Below are 15,872 nucleotides of genomic sequence, written 5' to 3' on the forward strand. Positions count from 1 at the left end.
GCTAATTGCATTCAATTTTGGGATCGGCGATGATAATGGAAACGACCCTGCGGAGAGCATGACGGCGCATGGACGAGGCATCGACCGAACGCAAACGCGAGAGTGCCGCGATCACAGCGCATATGCATCGCGCGCTTGGCGGCGGCACCCGTGCCATCAAAACTCGCATTGGGGATCCGGCCCTTGCCGCCCGACTCCGGCAAGAGATCGAGGGCGTGGTGCGCTTCGATCCCTTCACGCGCGGGCGCTATTCGACCGACGCTTCGATCTACCAGATCGAACCGATCGGCGTCGTCATTCCGAGGACCGAGGCCGACATTGTCCGCGTCGTGGAGATCGCTGCGGCGGAAGGTGTGCCGGTGCTGCCGCGCGGCGGCGGCACGTCCCAGTGCGGCCAGACGGTCGGTGCAGCGATTGTCGTCGATGTAAGCCCAACGCTCAACCGTGTGATCGAGCTCGATGCGCCGAATCGTCGCGCCGTCGTCGAGCCCGGCATCGTGCTCGACCGGCTCAATGCCCTCCTGCGACCGCATGGGCTTTTTTTCCCTGTCGACGTGTCGACCTCGAGCCGAGCGACCATCGGCGGCATGACCGGCAACAATTCGTGCGGCGCGCGCTCGATCCGCTTCGGCACCATGCGTGACAACGTGCGCGCAATCGACGCAACTCTTGCCGACGGCACGAGCATGCGCTTTGGCGAGCTTGACGCCGCCGGAGACCCGACGCCGGCGCAAGGCAGGATGACCGCGGCGCTCCTAGACCTCGGACGGCGCGAGGCGGACGAGATCGCAGCGCGGTTCCCGAGCCTGCAGCGCCGCGTGGGCGGATACAATATCGACGCCCTCACCCCGCGCGGCGCCAATGCGCCACCGATCAACTTCGCGCATCTTCTCGTGGGCTCGGAGGGTACTCTTGCCTTTTCGCGCCGGATCGAGCTTCGCCTGCATTCGATCCCGAAGCACAAGATCCTTGGAGTTTGCCATTTTCCCACCTTTTACAAGGCGATGGCGGCAACCAAGCATATCGTCGCCCTCGGCCCCGACGCGGTCGAGCTTGTCGACCGCACGATGATCGAGCTTGCGCGCGATATTCCAATCTTCCGCCCGACGATCGAGCGTTTCGTGCGCGGCGAACCCGACGCCCTCCTCCTTGTCGAGTTCGCGGGTGAAGAACTCGACCCGCAAATTGCACGGTTGCGCGGTCTCGTCGAACTCATGGGCGATCTCGGATTTCCCGGCGGCGTCGTAGAAGCGATCGACCCCGCGTTCCAGCGCGATGTGTGGGAGGTGCGCAAATCCGGGCTCAACATCATGATGTCGATGAAAGGCGACGGCAAACCGGTATCGTTCATCGAGGATTGCGCCGTTTCGCTCGACGATCTCGCCGACTACACCGCGCGCCTTACGGAAATTTTCACCAAGCACGGCACGACCGGCACCTGGTACGCCCACGCCTCGGTCGGCTGCCTCCATGTCCGCCCGATCCTCAACATGAAGGACGCGGAGGGGGCCAGGAAAATGCGCGCGATTGCGGAAGAGGCGTTCGAGATCGTGCGCGAATACAAGGGTTCCCACTCAGGCGAGCACGGCGATGGGCTCGTGCGGTCGGAATTTCACAAGCCGATGTTCGGCTCCCGCATGGTCGCGGCGTTCGAGGCGGTCAAGGACATACTCGACCCGAAGGGTGTGTTCAATCCCGGCAAGATCGTGCGCGCGCCGAAAATGGACGATCGCACACTCTTTCGATTCAAGCCGGATTATGTGACGCCGGCATTCGACACAGCCCTCGATTGGTCTGCATGGGGTGGGTTCGGCGGCGCCATTGAGATGTGCAACAACAACGGCGAATGCCGCAAATTCGACGCGAGCGTGATGTGCCCGTCCTACCGCGTGACGATGGACGAACAGCACGTCACACGCGGCCGCGCCAACAGCCTGCGCCTGGCGATCTCGGGCCAGCTCGGACCCGATGCCTTCGCCTCGGATGCGCTCGCAGACACGATGAAGCTCTGCGTCGGCTGCAAGGGCTGCAAGCGCGAATGTCCGACTGGCGTCGACATGGCGCGCATGAAGACCGAGTTTCTTTACCATTACAGCAAGCGTCACGGACTTTCGGCGCGTGATCGCCTCGTCGCCTACCTCCCCCGTTATGCGCCTTACCTCGCGAGACTGGCGCCACTGGCGAACCTGCGCAACGCTGGTTCGTTCTTGGCCGAGCTGGGCGAACGCTGGTTCGGCATCGCGGCCGCCCGCAGCCTGCCCGAATGGCGGCGCGATATTTTCAACGTCTCGCCAGTGACTTCACCCGGCCGGGACGCACAAGAAGTCGTTCTCGTGGCCGACACCTTTTCGACCTATTTCGAGCCCGAGAATGCATACGCCGCACTCGACGTGCTCAAGGCGGGGGGTTACGGCGTGCATGTCGCCGCAGCGCGAGACGGCGGCCGCCCGCTTTGTTGTGGACGGACCTTCCTCGCCGCCGGTCTCGTCGATGAAGCGCGCAAGGAGGCCAATCGTCTTCTCGATGCCGTCGCACCGTTCGTCGAGCGCGGTGTGCCAATCGTGGGGCTCGAGCCCTCCTGCCTCCTCACTCTGCGCGACGAGATGACAGCCATGCACTTGGGGCCGAGGGCAACCGCCCTCGCGAATTGCGCCAAGCTCTTCGAGGAATTTCTCGCTGCGGAGATGAAGGTCGGAAGGCTCGACCTCCCACTCCGTGCCATCCCCTACAAGAAGGCGATCCTCCACGGCCATTGTCACCAAAAGGCATTCGCCGCCATGAATACCGTCGAACGCATCTTGCGCCTCGTTCCTGGACTCGAGGTCGAGACAGTCGCGTCTTCCTGCTGTGGCATGGCCGGCGCCTTCGGCTTTCAGGCGGAGACCTACGAAACGTCCATGCGCATGGCGGAAGCGGCCCTTCTTCCCGCCGTGCGCAAGGCGGGCGAGGACACCCTTATCGTGGCGGACGGTACGAGCTGCCGCCATCAGATCAAGGACGGCGCCGGCCGAGAGGCCATGCACGTCGCCCGGGTGCTCGCCATGGCGCTATCGCCGAACGAGACCGTCGGTCGAGACGACACGAAGAATGGGTCGGCATCAACCCCGAACGATGGGCGCTGAGGCCATGGCCAGGTCCGATTCCGCCGACTTGGTGCTCGTCGAGGAGATGCCCGCTTCGCCATTCAAGCGCGGCAACTTCGCCCAGGTCGCAGCAGACCGCCTGCGTGAAATGATTGTCGAGGGGGCACTGGCGCCGGGCAGCAAGCTCAGGGAGCGTGAGCTATGCCAAAAAATGGGCATCTCGCGCACGCCCCTGCGCGAGGCGTTCAAAGTGCTCGCGGCCGACGGGCTCGTCGTACTTCACCCAAGTCGTGGCGCAACCGTTTCACGCCTCCGGATCGATGAAGTCGAGGAGATGTTCGCGGTGATGGCGGCGCTCGAAGCACTTTCGGGCGAGCTTGCCGCCGAGCGAATCACGGACGAAGAGATCGCCGAGATTCGTGTCATCCACGCGCAGATGCTGCTTCACTACACGCGCGGCGAGCTCGCACCCTACTTTCAGTGCAATCAACGGATTCATGAGAAAATTTTAGCGGCTGCCCGAAATCCGACCCTCGCCAGCACTTATCGCGCACTCTCGGGCCGAGTTAGGCGCGCGCGCTACATCGCCAACATGTCGCGGGCGCGTTGGGCGCAGGCGGTCGCCGAGCACGAGCAGATACTCGCAGCACTCGTTGCACGGGACGGGGCAAATCTCTCGGCCCTCCTCAAGCGCCACCTCAAGAACAAGGGCGAGACCGTAAGGGAATCCCTTCTCGCCGAGTCCCCACGTCGCGCGGCTGGCGGATTGACTTCTTGAAGAACGCCTCAAACAGAAACGCCGACGTTGAGACACACTTGCGATTGATGTAAGAGCTTTTCACATGAGCTGGTCGAGACATGGGCGCGGTCCTAGCCGGGGCACCTATCACCACGGCGACCTCAAGGAGGCGCTCATCCGTGCAGCGCTGGCGCTGATCGCCGAGAAAGGCCCGGCGGGCTTCACGTTTGCCGAAGCCGCACGTGCGGCAGGCGTGAGTGCGGCCGCCCCCTATCGTCACTTCCGCGACCGGGATGACGTAATTGCCGATGTGGCGCGACGGGGATTCGAGCGATTCGAGTCGGCGCTTGCGAAGGCCTGGGATGGCGGCCGTCCCGACCCGCTCACGGCGTTCCAACGGCTCGGCAAAGCTTATCTTGCCTTCGCACGTGAAGAGCCCGCGTATTATTCGGCCATGTTCGAGGCGGGGATTGCACCCGATGCAGACCCGGCACTTGCGCAAGCGGGCGAGCGCGCCTTCGCCGTCTTGCGCGAGGCGTCGCAAGCGCTTTGCATGCTCGTGCCCACACCACAGCGACCACCCCCGCTCATGATGGCGCTTCATATTTGGGCGCTCGCTCACGGCGTCGCCTCGCTTTTCGGTCGAGGCGACGCCGCACGTCGCAAGCTCCCCATGTCGGCGGAAGACCTTCTCGAAGCCGCGGTACTCGTTTATTTGCGCGGCCTCGGCCTTCATGCGGAGCGGACCGCGGCGCGGTAGAAGGACTACCACCGCCGGATTGCCCTCGGCTCGTCAGGGCTATCCATCCGGACCCTTGACAGGCCATGCCCGCATCGATATCTATGTTAATGTAAAAAACATTAACATGAGGCCACCATGGATATCGCGGCGCGCATGGACGATTTTGGGAAGCCGGCCTGGATCGGTCTTATGGTCTTGGGCTTCATCTTCTTCTGGCCGCTGGGCCTTGCGGTCCTGGCCTATCTTTTATGGAGTGGACGAATGGGACATTGGAGATGCGGACGCGCATATTGGGAGCGTTACCACGCGGAGCACCGCGAGGGCCGGCATGGTGACGACGCGCGCGAGCGCTGGTTCGGTTGCGGACGGCGTTCGGCGTCGAGCGGCAATCGCGCCTTTGACGAATACCGCGCCGAGACTTTGCGACGCCTCGAAGAGGAGCAGCGCGAATTCATGGAGTTTCTCAACCGCTTGCGCTTCGCCAAGGACAAGGCGGAGTTCGACGAATTCCTCGCCGAGCGCCGCCGTGGCGCTCACGGCCCCGACCCGCAGCCGCAAGCTCAAACCTGAACGCACCTCAGTCTTGAGCGCACGCGCCGCGACTTGAAGACGCATTGATATCTCAGGCCCTTGTCCGAAGCGATGAGGGCCTGAGCACATTCAATCGTCCTTGCTGAATTCAGTAGCTGCTTGCCACGCTATTCGACATGCGCTCGGCAAAACAGGCGCTATCGTCAGGCGATTTCGCCGAGATACCACTCGACGAATCGGTTCGTGAAATGCTCCATCGGCGCATAGGGACCCGGCTCGTAATAACGGGAATTGATGCCGAGCTGGTTGTCTTCGACGATGCGCTTGTCCTCCTCGCTCGTCACCTTCCAGAGCCAGGTAAGCCGGCCCGGGTCGTAATCGACGCCCTCGCGTGCGTCGGCGCGCACGAGCCAGATGACCTCCATCTCGCACGTCGCGACGGTGCGAGGGACGAAGCGATAGATAACGCCGTGGTCCGTGTATGAGACAAGGAAACTCGCCGGCCCGAGGTGGATCGACGTGACCCCGCCGTCGAACCCGTTGAAGCGGCCGAGTAGGGGAGCCACGGCCTTGCCGTCCATGCTGCCGGTCTCGACACCGTCATAGAGGGCGTAGCGGAATCCGCGCACGGCCTCCTCGCCGTCGGCCGACGGTACCCAATGATCGTAAGCCGGGATATCGACGCCGAGGGCCTCGGCGCGTTCCCGCATGCGGGCGTTGAGCTTTTCAATGCGCGGTAGCGGCTGCTCGAGCGCATGGAACCTCGAATATTCCGGATGCGAGGGTGAGCAGTGGTAGCATTCGAGATAGTTCTCGACCGCGAGCTTCCAGTTGGCTGCGATCGGATAACGCTCCCGGTGTGCAATTCGCACGCGCGTCCATTCATAGGGGCCGAAGCAGTCGCCGACTGTCCGCTCCATATGGCCAAGCCCTAATGGCATCGCAGCGAAGGATATGAGGACGATTCCTTCGATCACGCGCAAATTGACGGGTTTGAGACCGTGGGTCGATTTGTCGAAATCCGCCGGCATGTGCCGCGCCGCGCGCAGGCCGCCGTCGAGACCATAGGTCCAGGCGTGATAAGGGCAGACAAGATACCTGGCGTTGCCCGACGCCGCCGTCGCGATGCGCGAGCCGCGATGGCGGCAGACATTGGCGAAAGCGCGCAAACGACCGTCCTCCCCGCGCACGACGATCGCCGACTCCGACGCGATCTCCACCACAAAATAATCGCCGGCATTGGGCGCACTGCTCTCGTGACCGGCGCAGAGCCAGTGGCCGATGAAGAGACGCTCGATCTCGCGCGCAAAAACGTCGGGGTCGGCATAAAATGCCTGACGCAAGGCGTGCCCCTGCGGCTGTGCCGCAATCAACGCGGCGATCTTGCCGTTGCCGCTTCCGCTTCGTTCACTCTGCGCCATACGCATCCCTTCCCTTCGATCGGCGCATGACATTAATGGATTCGGCGACACACTACCATGCCCGCCGCACCGGTGCGCCGATGCGGACGCGTGCACTCGGTGATCCGAAAACTCGCCCGTGGACAACCGGAGCCGAGGAGGGCAAGCTCCCTCCCGTTTCATGGAAACGGAGACGCACCCATGCTGACTCTTTACTATTCGCCTGGCGCTTGCTCCCTGGCATCCCACATCGCCCTCGAAGAGACGCGCACGCCTTACGAGCCGCGCCCGATCCTGATTGCGAAAGGCGAGCAGCGGAGCGAGGCATACCTCAAAATCAATCCACGTGGCAGGGTGCCGGCATTGGGTATCGACGGCAAGATCTTGACCGAAAACGTCGCGATCCTGACCTACGTCGCCAAGTGCTTCCCCGAAGCTCGGCTCCTTCCGGTGGATCTTTCCGATGAGGTGCGCTGCACCTCCACGATGGCGTGGTTCTCCAATACCGTACACCCGTCTTTCACGCACATCGTCCGGCCCGAGCGTTTTGCAGAAGATGCAACAGCGCACGGAGCCGTCAAGGAGACGGGGCGCAAGGCATTCTGGGCGAACCTCCAGGAAATCGACGGCCTGCTCAAGAGCAAAGACTGGATGATGGGTGCGCAATATACCGTGTGCGATCCCTATGCGCTCGTCTTCTACGGATGGGCTCTGCGGGCTGAGCTTCCCGTGAATACTCTTCCCGCCTTCACGGCTCTCAAGGAGCGGATGCTGAAACGCCCGGCGGTGCGCAAAGTGCTCGAGCGGGAAGACAGCATCCTCCTCAAGGCCGCGTAGGCGTGGAGCCGCCGCCCGTCCGACCGAAGTGGTGGGAATTTCGCGAGCGAGGGAGCACGCACGGTTGAGGGCCCGAGACATGGTGCTGGCGACGCTCACCTCCGTCGTTTGGGGGTTTGCGTTCGTCGCGACGAAGTTGGGCATTGACGGCTTCTCGGCACCTCAGCTCACAGCCCTTCGCTTCCTCATTGCGTGCCTGCCGGTGTTCTTCGTGCCGCGGCCTCGGATACCTTGGCCAACGCTCATCCTGATCGGCCTCACGCTCTTCACGGGGCAGTTCCTGCTGCTCTTCTTCGCCTTTGCGCACGGCATGCCGCCCGGCCTCGCGGCCGTCACGCAGCAGATGCAGGTGTTCTTCACGGTCCTCCTCTCAGCGCTCTTTCTCCGCGACGTGCCCAGCGCGCGGCAATGCGCGGGCATGGCCGTTGCGTTCGTGGGCCTTGCCCTCATCGCCTCCACGAAGGGCCGCGATCTCTCGTTCGTGGCACTCGGCTTGGCGCTTTCGGGAGCGCTGAGTTGGGCGATCGGCAACGTGCTCGTGAAACGCGCGCGCAACACACCCATCTTTCCTCTCGTCGTCTGGGCAAGCCTTGTGCCTCCGCTGCCCGCCCTCGCCCTCTCGACGGCGTTTCGCGATCAGCACGGCAACCTTTACGAAGCGGTTGGGAGTGCTTCGTGGAGTGCGGTCGGTGCTGTCATTTATCTCGCCGTCTTCGCGACGGTGTTCGCCTATGCCGCCTGGGGGAGCCTGCTTCAGCGCTATCCGGCGGTCGTCGTTGCCCCCTTCGCTCTCCTCGCACCATGCACGGGTGTTGCGTCCTCCGCGCTGATTTTTGGCGAAGCGTTCAGCCCGATCCGCTACGCTGGCATGGGACTCATTTTTCTCGGCCTCGCCGTCATCGTGCTGCCTGCAGGGGTTGCAAGAGTGTTGAGGCCGCTTCGAGGGCTGCGGTCGTGATGCGAGCCTGAAAGACGCAAACGCGGCAAATGACTTCGAAGGCGTTCGACTGTATTCGTCAGCTCCGGCAGGTTCACTTCCGTCCGCAGCACTTGCCGCCCGATGGGTGGCATATCCGCATGATGAGGAGATCATATGACGCGCATATTGAGCTACCCCTTCGTTTTCGCGGCCGGCTGGCTGTTCAATTTTGTCTTCGATATCCATTTTGCGGCCGGGTTCGCGAGCGGCTGGCTGGCCCACACCTGGCTCGGCGGGTTTTTCAACTAGCGCATGCCGCGAGGCTTGGGGCGATGCGCGGCCCGAGCGCGCACGCGTCGTTTCATCTTTTACGAGCCAACGCGCCACGATTTCCTTGCCGCCGCGGAGCGATCTGCTAAGTTTGCCGGTGTAAAAATAGCGTTTCGTGAGGCTGTTTCGACGCCCAAGTCTTCCCCGATAGCGGCCAGCAACCGCTGCAGAAAATTCCCGAATATTTCGCCGCAAGCTCCGAAGGGTCGTTCTCGATGCTTCTTTATCAGGCCTATCGTGCGCAACAATCGCTGCTCGAGCCTTGGCGGCAGCTCGCCGATTTGGCGCGGCCCTTTACGGTCCAGCCCTGGCCGATCGATGCGGCCTTTCCCTTCCTCGACTATATCGGCGCCGCTTTCGAGCTCGTCGCCGAGACAAAAATCCGCCACGAGCGACCGGCCTTCGGCATCGATCATGTTTTGAAGAACGGAGAACCGACTGCCGTCGAGGAAGTCGTTGTCTTGAGGAAGCCGTTTTGCCAGCTCCTCCATTTCAAGAAAGCCCATCCTGTCGAAACCCCACGCGTTCTCGTGGTGGCGCCGATGTCGGGCCATTTCGCGACTCTCCTACGCGGAACGGTCGCGGCCCTCCTCGCAGACCACGACGTCTATATCACCGATTGGGTCAATGCCCGCAATGTGCGGCTCTCCCAAGGTCGGTTCGATCTCGACGACTATATCGACCACGTGATCGAGTTCACGCATCTGCTCGGACCCGACCTGCACGTCATCGCCGTGTGCCAGCCGGCGGTTCCCGTGCTGGCCGCGACCGCGATCATGAACGCGGACAACGACCCGTTGGCGCCGCGCTCGATCACACTCATGGGCGGGCCAATCGATCCGCGCGCCAATCCCACGAAGGTCAACGCGTTCGCCATGAAGCGCTCGATCGAAACCATCAAGCGCACCGTGCTCACCCACGTGCCGCTTCCCTATGCCGGCTTCATGCGCCGTGTTTTTCCGGGGTTTCTGCAGCTTTCGGGGTTCATGGGCATGAATCTCGGCCGGCATCTGCGCGCCCATTCGGACATGTTCCGGCACCTGACCAAGGGCAACGGCGACGATGCCGCCGCGATCCGCCGCTTTTACGACGAATATCTCACGGTGATGGACATGACGGCGGAATTCTATCTCCAGACCGTCGAGACGGTGTTCAAGCGCTTCGACTTGCCGCAGGGCCGCATGATCTCACGCGGCAGGCCCATCGAGCCACGTGCCATCGTGCGCACGGCCCTCATGACCGTCGAGGGGGCCGATGACGATATCTGCGCGCCCGGCCAAACCTTCGCGGCGCAAATCCTGGCAAGTGCCCTCGATGCGGACAAGCGACGCCATCACCTTCAGGAGAAGGTGGGGCATTACGGCGTCTTCAACGGCCGGCGCTGGCGCGAGGAAATCATGCCGCGCATGCGCGACTTCATCCGCGAACACGACTCACGTCGGCCCCGATCAAGTTAGCGGTAGCCGCCCTTCCTCCACCCCGTGGCAGGCCACGAGCACACCGTCGGCTGGGCGCAGCTCCGGCCGCTCCCGCTTGCAGCGCTCGTTCGCGAAGGGGCAGCGCGGGTGGAAGCTGCATCCGCTCGGCGGGTCGATGGCGCTCGGTACTTCGCCGGCAACGGGCGTGCGCGCCCGCCCCGAAAGTTCGAGATCGGGAATCGTGTCGACCAGCATACGCGTGTAGGGATGGCGCGGCAGACGAAAAAGTGTTTCGGCATCCGCCAATTCGGCGAGGCGGCCGAGATACATCACGCCGACCCGGTCGGACATATGGCGCACAACCGCGAGATTGTGCGAGATGAAGAGGTAGGTGAGGCCGAGCGTTCGCTGGAGATCTTTCATGAGGTTGAGGATTTGCGCCTGGACCGACACATCGAGTGCGGAGGTCGGCTCGTCGCAGACGAGGAACTCAGGGGTACTCGCGAGTGCGCGCGCGATCGAAATGCGCTGGCGCTGGCCGCCCGAGAACTCATGGGGATATTTCTCGCCGTCGACCGCGGCGAGTCCGACCTCGCCAAGCAGTTCCTCGACCCTCGCACGTATCGCCCCTTGACCCTGCAAGAGTCGGTGCACGCGGATCGGCTCCGCCACGATATCCCGCACGCGCCAACGTGGATTGAGGCTTGCATAGGGATCCTGAAAAATGATCTGGAACCGCCGACGAAGGGCCGCGATCTCGGCCCTCCCCTTGATCGCCGAGATGTCCCTTCCGTCGAACTCGATCGAGCCGCGTGTGGGGACGTAAAGACCGACGACGAGCCGGGCCACCGTCGACTTGCCGCAGCCCGACTCGCCAACGATGCTCAAGGTCCGGCCACGGGCAATCTCGAAATCGACGCCATCGACCGCGTGAAGCACGCGGCGCCCCTCGCCGGCCAAGAGGCGATTGAGGAGTGGTGCGGAGGCGTCGAAATATCGTGCGAGCGCCTTGACGCGGACGAGCGGGTGGACCGGGACGGAACGGGTCGATCCCGTGCTGGCGCTTTCAGCCATGACCAGCACTCCCGGTCCGAGAGTCGAACAGCCAACAGGCGACTTGCGACGGCCCATTCGTCATCAGCTCGGGCCGTTCCGACATACAGCGCGCGAATGCCTCATGGCAGCGCGGATGAAAGGCACAGCCCGCCGGGATGCGGTTGAGGCGCGGCATGCTGCCCTCAATCTGGGTAAGGCGCTCGGCCTTCTCCCGGATCGATGGTATGGACCCCATGAGACCGACCGTATAGGGATGCCGCGGGTGCTTCACCACTTCGCGCAAAGGCCCAACCTCGACGATGCGCCCGGAGTACATTACCGCCACCCGATCCGCCGTCTCCGCAATCACGCCCATGTCATGCGTGATCAGCATGATCGCCGCACCACGATCCCGGCAGCGCGCTTTAAGGACTGCGATGATTTGCGCCTGGATCGAGACGTCGAGTGCCGTCGTCGGCTCGTCGGCGATGACAAGGCGCGGATTGGCGCAAAGGGCAAGCGCGATGACGACCCGCTGGCGCATCCCGCCCGAGAACTGGTGAGGATAATGTTCCATGCGTTGGACGGGCGACGGGATTCCGACTTCGCCCAGGAGTTCGATCGCGCGCGCACGTGCGTCCGCCGCACTGAAGTCGGCATGGGTGAGGATCGTCTCCGTCAACTGTCGCCCGATCGTGTAAAGCGGATTAAGACTCGTAAGCGGGTCCTGAAAGATCGTACCGATACGCTTGCCGCGGATATGGCGCAGCTTCTCGTAGGGCAAGTCGTCAATCCGGCTGCCTTCGAAATAGATTCGCCCGCCCGCAATCCGCCCGGGCGGTTCGATTAAGCCAATGATCGCGGACCCCGTGATCGATTTTCCCGCCCCCGATTCGCCGACAACCCCAAGCACCTCGCCTTCTCCAATCTCGAAGGAGACGTTATCGACCGCGGTAAGCGTGCCACGCCGCGTGGGAAACTCGACTCGCAATTTCTCGACCCGGAGCAAGGGCCGGCGGTCGGGAGGCGTTTCAGCCATGACCGCATCCCTCGTCATCGGAGCTTTGGATTGAGGGCGTCGCGAAGCCAGTCGCCCAGCATGTTGACCGCCAGAACCAGGATCACGAGAGCGATACCCGGGAAAATCGAGATCCACCATTCGCCCGAAAAGAGGAAATCGTTACCGACCCGGATGAGCGTGCCGAGCGAAGGCTCCGTCGGTGGAACGCCCACGCCGAGGAAGGAAAGTGTGGCCTCGGTGATAATTGCGATGGCAAGCGTGATCGTTGCAATCACGAGCACAGGCCCCATCACGTTCGGCAAAACATGGCGCAACATGATCGCGACCGGATGCCGCCCAATCACACGAGCCGCCTGGACGTAATCCTTGTTGCGTTCGACCATGGTCGAACCACGAACGGTGCGCGCGAAATGCACCCAATAGGAAAGCCCGATCGCGAGAATCAGCACATAGACCGCGACTTGATCCTGATACTCGCGCGGCAGCACGCCGCGCATGATACCGTCGACGAGGAGTGCGATGAGGATTGCGGGAAAGCTCAGCTGCACTTCGGCGATGCGCATGATTACCGTATCGACGAAGCCCCCGACATAGCCCGACACGAGGCCGAGGACCACGCCCACGGTCGCGGCAAAGATCACGGAACAGAATCCCACGACGAGGGAAAGGCGCGAGCCGAAGAGGATCGTCGAAAACACGTCGCGCCCGAGATTGTCGCTGCCGAGCGGGAAGTCCCAGCTTCCGCCCTCGCTCCACACCGGCGGATTGCGTGCATCGAGAAGGCTGACGGAGGCAAGATCGAAGGGATTGTGGGGGGCGATCAAGGGTGCGAATGCAGCCCCGCAGAATATGACGAGCGTCGCCACCGCACTCGCCACAGCCACGGGCGAATGGCGAAAACTGTAGGCAAGATCGCTGTCCCAGGCGCGCGCCAATGCCGAACTTCGACGGCTGGGCTCATGCGCGCCCAACCCGGCATCGTTGCCGAGTGCGGGCTCAGCCATACCCGCCCCCGGCGATGGCTCGGTCGACCCTGAGGCGCGGATCGACGACGTAATAAAGAATGTCGACGACGAGATTGATCGCCACGAAAAGGAAGCCGACGAGCACCAGATAAGCCGCCATCACCGGAATGTCGACGAAGGCGACCGCCTGGATGAAGAGGAGCCCCATGCCCGGCCACTGGAAAACCTGCTCTGTGATGATCGCGAACGCAATAATCGAACCAAGCTGAATGCCGGTAATGGTGATGACGGGTACGAGCGTGTTTTTAAGCGCATGGCCGAAATTGATCGCGCGGTTGGAAAGGCCGCGCGCGCGCGCAAACTTGATGTAATCGGTTCGCAGGACCTCGAGCATCTCGGCACGCACGAGACGGATAATCAGCGTCATCTGGAAGAATCCGAGGGTCACCGTCGGCATCAGGAGCGCGCGCAGGCCCGAGACGGTGAGAAGTCCGGTTGTCCACCAGCCGAGGCGGACGACCTCGCCACGGCCGAAGGCGGGCAGCCAGCCCAGTATGACCGAGAAGAGCAGGATCAGGAGTATGCCAATAAGGAAGGTGGGCAGCGATACGCCCACCAACGAAAGTCCAAGAAACAGCTTGCTCTGCCATTTATTGCGGTTGAGCCCCGTATAGACGCCGAGTGGTACGCCGATAACGAGTGCGAAGATGGCCGCGGCGAAACTGAGCTCGAGTGTGGCCGGCAGACGCTCGGCAATGAGGGTCGAGACCTTGCGGCCTTGGCGGTAGGAGACGCCGAACTCGCCTTTCACGGCGTTGCCCGCGAAGCGCGCGAACTGCACGACGAAGGGATCGTTGAGGCCGAGCTGCTGGCGCAATGCTTCCCGGTCGCGGTCGCCCGTATCCTGGCCGACCATGTTGTTGATCGGGTCGCCCACATAGCGGAAGAGACCGAACGCGACGAGGCCGACGACCAGCATCACGCCGATCGACTGGACGAGTCGGCGGAGGATGAACGCAATCACGCCGCCCCCGTGCGTGTACTGCGACGCGAGCCCGCCGCGATTCCGACGAATGCAACGGTCTTGTCCACCAGGATCGTGCCCCGACCCGGCACCCTATTTGACTTGCACCCAGTTCCAGTTGAACACGTTGTCCGGTAGCTGAACCAGGGTCACGTTATCCTTGACACCCCAGGCGAGCGCTTGCTGGTGGAGCGGGATGTGCCCGAACTCCTCCTTGTGGATCTTGAAGGCTTCGCTGATTTCGGCCTGGCGCTTCTTGGGATCGACCTCGCCCTGGATTTGTCCGGTCAGTTCGTCGACCTTGGCATTGGAATAGCTGCCGTAATTGAAACGACCCCGGCCGAGCGCCTGGTCATGGGTGCCGATCAAGTTCCACAGCGGATTCCATGAATCGTATGTGTCGGGCGTCCAGCCGAGCATATAGAAGCTCCGCTGATAATCCTGAAGCTTGGCGAAATATTTGCTCTTGGTTTCCGCGAGGAGGTTCACTTTGACGCCGACTCGCGCAAGCATCTGCGCCACCGCCTGGCAAATCTGCTCGTCATTCACATAGCGGTCATTCGGGCAATTCATTCCGACGGTGAAGCCGTTCGGATATCCGGCATCGGCGAGAAGTTTTTTCGCCTCGTTCGGATCGTAGGCGTAGCGGTCGTTGAGCGACTTGTCCCAGCCATTGACGGAGGGTGCAACCATCAGGCCGGACGGCGTCGCAGCCCCGCGCATTACCTTGCTCACGATCGCATTCTCGTCGATTGCAAGATAGAACGCCTTGCGCACCCGCACGTCCTTGAAGGGGTTCTTGCCCTTGACATCGGAGTCGGTCAGTTCGTTCAACGTCTGATTCATGCCGAGAAATATCGTGCGCATTTCTGGGCCCTGGAGAACCTTGCGGCCCGGCGTTTTATTGATGCGATCGACGTCCTGGATCGGCACCGTGTAGACCATGTCGACTTCGCCCGAAAGAAGGGCCGCGACGCGCGTTGCGTCCGACTTGATGACGCGGAAATCGACGTCGGTCAGGTCGTGCTCGACTTGACCCCACCAGTCGGGATTTGGGACGGCGACCGTGCGTACGTCGGGCTCGCGGGACTTCACCATGAAGGGACCGGTGCCGTTCGTGTGCAGGATGGCGTAGTTCTCTTCCTTCGAGCTTGCGGTCGTCGCCTTCACCGCCCCGTTCTTCTCCGCCCATGCCTTGGACATGATGTACCACTGGGAGAACTGGCCAGGCAGGAGAGGGTCTGGTGCCTTGGTGATGAAATCGACCGTCATCGGATCGACGATCTTGACCTCGCGCACGGAACCGAGCTTGCCCTTGAGGTCGGAGCCGTCCCCTATCACGCGCTGATAGGAAAAGAGCACGTCGTCCGCCGTGAAGGGCGAGCCATCGTGAAATTTGACGTTGGGGCGCAGATGGAAACGCCAGGTCGTCGGATCGGTCTGCTCCCACGAGGTGGCGAGTTTCGGCACCATCTCGAGGCCCTTGCCGCGCCCGACGAGCGGTTCGTATACGTTGCCGAGAAAGCCGAGCAGGAACGTTTCGTTCAGATAATAAGGCTCCATCGCCGAGACGTCGCCGTCGTTCGCCCAAGTAAGTGTCGTGGCAGACGCTGTTCCGAAGAATCCACATGCGAGCGCCGTAGCAAGCGCTACGATCCTTGCCTTCCCTGCCATCGACGCCTCCCAGACCGCTTATTCGGTTGTTTGGATAGTGCCCTGTTCGCCTGCCGACAAAATGCGACGAATGAGCCTTCTAACGGCCGCTCGTCGCGTTTCTCGGTTCCCGAGAAAGCCTAGGCGGTTACAATTTTTTGTGTCAACTGGTTTC

14 protein-coding genes are annotated in these 15,872 nt (G+C 62.4%); 8 read left to right on the forward strand and 6 right to left on the reverse strand.

The genetic code is table 11. From position 1 onward, the window contains the following. The first annotated feature begins 122 nt into the window (after positions 1 to 122). From VEJ16_01325 to VEJ16_01340, 4 genes are all read left to right on the forward strand, one after another. Positions 123 to 3,122: an FAD-linked oxidase C-terminal domain-containing protein gene (locus VEJ16_01325; GenBank protein ID HYB08293.1), complete on the forward strand. Its 3,000-nt coding sequence runs from the start codon at positions 123 to 125 to the stop codon at positions 3,120 to 3,122. Positions 3,123 to 3,126: 4 nt separating this feature from the next. Beyond that, positions 3,127 to 3,861, forward strand: coding sequence for a GntR family transcriptional regulator (locus tag VEJ16_01330; protein ID HYB08294.1), 735 nt, complete (start codon positions 3,127 to 3,129; stop codon positions 3,859 to 3,861). A 64-nt stretch (positions 3,862 to 3,925) separates the two neighbouring features. Further along, positions 3,926 to 4,582, forward strand: a complete 657-nt coding sequence (locus tag VEJ16_01335) for a TetR/AcrR family transcriptional regulator (GenBank protein HYB08295.1) — start codon at positions 3,926 to 3,928, stop codon at positions 4,580 to 4,582. A 117-nt stretch (positions 4,583 to 4,699) separates the two neighbouring features. Then, positions 4,700 to 5,134: a DUF2852 domain-containing protein gene (locus VEJ16_01340; GenBank protein HYB08296.1), complete on the forward strand. Its 435-nt coding sequence runs from the start codon at positions 4,700 to 4,702 to the stop codon at positions 5,132 to 5,134. Positions 5,135 to 5,298: 164 nt separating this feature from the next. Here VEJ16_01340 and VEJ16_01345 read toward each other — a convergent pair whose 3' ends face one another. Beyond that, the gene (locus VEJ16_01345) at positions 5,299 to 6,516 is read right to left on the reverse strand and encodes an aromatic ring-hydroxylating dioxygenase subunit alpha (GenBank protein HYB08297.1); all 1,218 of its coding nucleotides are present in this window, start codon (positions 6,514 to 6,516) and stop codon (positions 5,299 to 5,301) included. A 180-nt stretch (positions 6,517 to 6,696) separates the two neighbouring features. Here VEJ16_01345 and VEJ16_01350 point away from each other — a divergent pair, with 180 nt between their 5' ends. The 4 genes from VEJ16_01350 (at position 6,697) to phaZ (ending at position 10,038) form a co-directional block, all read left to right on the forward strand. Next, positions 6,697 to 7,332: a glutathione S-transferase N-terminal domain-containing protein gene (locus VEJ16_01350; protein ID HYB08298.1), complete on the forward strand. Its 636-nt coding sequence runs from the start codon at positions 6,697 to 6,699 to the stop codon at positions 7,330 to 7,332. A 64-nt stretch (positions 7,333 to 7,396) separates the two neighbouring features. Beyond that, positions 7,397 to 8,290 (forward strand): EamA family transporter, encoded by an 894-nt coding sequence (locus VEJ16_01355; protein ID HYB08299.1) that lies wholly within the window; start codon positions 7,397 to 7,399, stop codon positions 8,288 to 8,290. 135 nt (positions 8,291 to 8,425) lie between these two features. Beyond that, positions 8,426 to 8,560, forward strand: coding sequence for a hypothetical protein (locus VEJ16_01360; GenBank protein ID HYB08300.1), 135 nt, complete (start codon positions 8,426 to 8,428; stop codon positions 8,558 to 8,560). Between the two features lie 236 nt (positions 8,561 to 8,796). Then, positions 8,797 to 10,038, forward strand: a complete 1,242-nt coding sequence (phaZ, locus tag VEJ16_01365; protein ID HYB08301.1) for a polyhydroxyalkanoate depolymerase — start codon at positions 8,797 to 8,799, stop codon at positions 10,036 to 10,038. Here phaZ and VEJ16_01370 read toward each other — a convergent pair. The 5 genes from VEJ16_01370 to VEJ16_01390 form a co-directional block, all read right to left on the reverse strand. After that, positions 10,030 to 11,073: an oligopeptide/dipeptide ABC transporter ATP-binding protein gene (locus tag VEJ16_01370; GenBank protein HYB08302.1), complete on the reverse strand. Its 1,044-nt coding sequence runs from the start codon at positions 11,071 to 11,073 to the stop codon at positions 10,030 to 10,032. The two genes, phaZ and VEJ16_01370, sit on opposite strands and share 9 nt — an antisense overlap. Continuing rightward, complete coding sequence (locus tag VEJ16_01375) at positions 11,066 to 12,073, reverse strand: ABC transporter ATP-binding protein (protein ID HYB08303.1); 1,008 nt, start codon at positions 12,071 to 12,073, stop codon at positions 11,066 to 11,068. The genes VEJ16_01370 and VEJ16_01375 overlap by 8 nt, the downstream gene beginning before the upstream one ends. A 14-nt stretch (positions 12,074 to 12,087) precedes the next feature. Then, positions 12,088 to 13,059, reverse strand: a complete 972-nt coding sequence (locus tag VEJ16_01380) for an ABC transporter permease (protein ID HYB08304.1) — start codon at positions 13,057 to 13,059, stop codon at positions 12,088 to 12,090. Continuing rightward, complete coding sequence (locus tag VEJ16_01385) at positions 13,052 to 14,044, reverse strand: ABC transporter permease (protein HYB08305.1); 993 nt, start codon at positions 14,042 to 14,044, stop codon at positions 13,052 to 13,054. Before VEJ16_01385 ends, VEJ16_01380 begins: the two co-directional genes overlap by 8 nt. Positions 14,045 to 14,137: 93 nt before the next feature. Further along, entirely contained in the window at positions 14,138 to 15,718 is a 1,581-nt protein-coding gene (locus tag VEJ16_01390) for an ABC transporter substrate-binding protein (GenBank protein ID HYB08306.1), read from the reverse strand. Between the last annotated feature and the right edge of the window lie 154 nt (positions 15,719 to 15,872).

It is taken from the genome of Alphaproteobacteria bacterium (genome assembly GCA_035625915.1).
Classification (GTDB): Bacteria; Pseudomonadota; Alphaproteobacteria; order JACZXZ01; family JACZXZ01; genus DATDHA01.

Bases quoted from the DNA above. Each gene is read 5' to 3' on its own strand.
- VEJ16_01370 (HYB08302.1), bottom strand. From the start codon at position 11,073: ATGGCTGAAAGCGCCAGCACGGGATCGACCCGTTCCGTCCCGGTCCAC.
- phaZ (HYB08301.1), top strand. From the start codon at position 8,797: ATGCTTCTTTATCAGGCCTATCGTGCGCAACAATCGCTGCTCGAGCCT.
- VEJ16_01340 (HYB08296.1), top strand. From the start codon at position 4,700: ATGGATATCGCGGCGCGCATGGACGATTTTGGGAAGCCGGCCTGGATC.
- VEJ16_01360 (HYB08300.1), top strand. From the start codon at position 8,426: ATGACGCGCATATTGAGCTACCCCTTCGTTTTCGCGGCCGGCTGGCTG.
- VEJ16_01345 (HYB08297.1), bottom strand. From the start codon at position 6,516: ATGGCGCAGAGTGAACGAAGCGGAAGCGGCAACGGCAAGATCGCCGCG.
- VEJ16_01375 (HYB08303.1), bottom strand. From the start codon at position 12,073: ATGGCTGAAACGCCTCCCGACCGCCGGCCCTTGCTCCGGGTCGAGAAA.
- VEJ16_01390 (HYB08306.1), bottom strand. From the start codon at position 15,718: ATGGCAGGGAAGGCAAGGATCGTAGCGCTTGCTACGGCGCTCGCATGT.
- VEJ16_01330 (HYB08294.1), top strand. From the start codon at position 3,127: ATGGCCAGGTCCGATTCCGCCGACTTGGTGCTCGTCGAGGAGATGCCC.
- VEJ16_01325 (HYB08293.1), top strand. From the start codon at position 123: ATGCATCGCGCGCTTGGCGGCGGCACCCGTGCCATCAAAACTCGCATT.
- VEJ16_01380 (HYB08304.1), bottom strand. From the start codon at position 13,059: ATGGCTGAGCCCGCACTCGGCAACGATGCCGGGTTGGGCGCGCATGAG.
- VEJ16_01350 (HYB08298.1), top strand. From the start codon at position 6,697: ATGCTGACTCTTTACTATTCGCCTGGCGCTTGCTCCCTGGCATCCCAC.
- VEJ16_01335 (HYB08295.1), top strand. From the start codon at position 3,926: ATGAGCTGGTCGAGACATGGGCGCGGTCCTAGCCGGGGCACCTATCAC.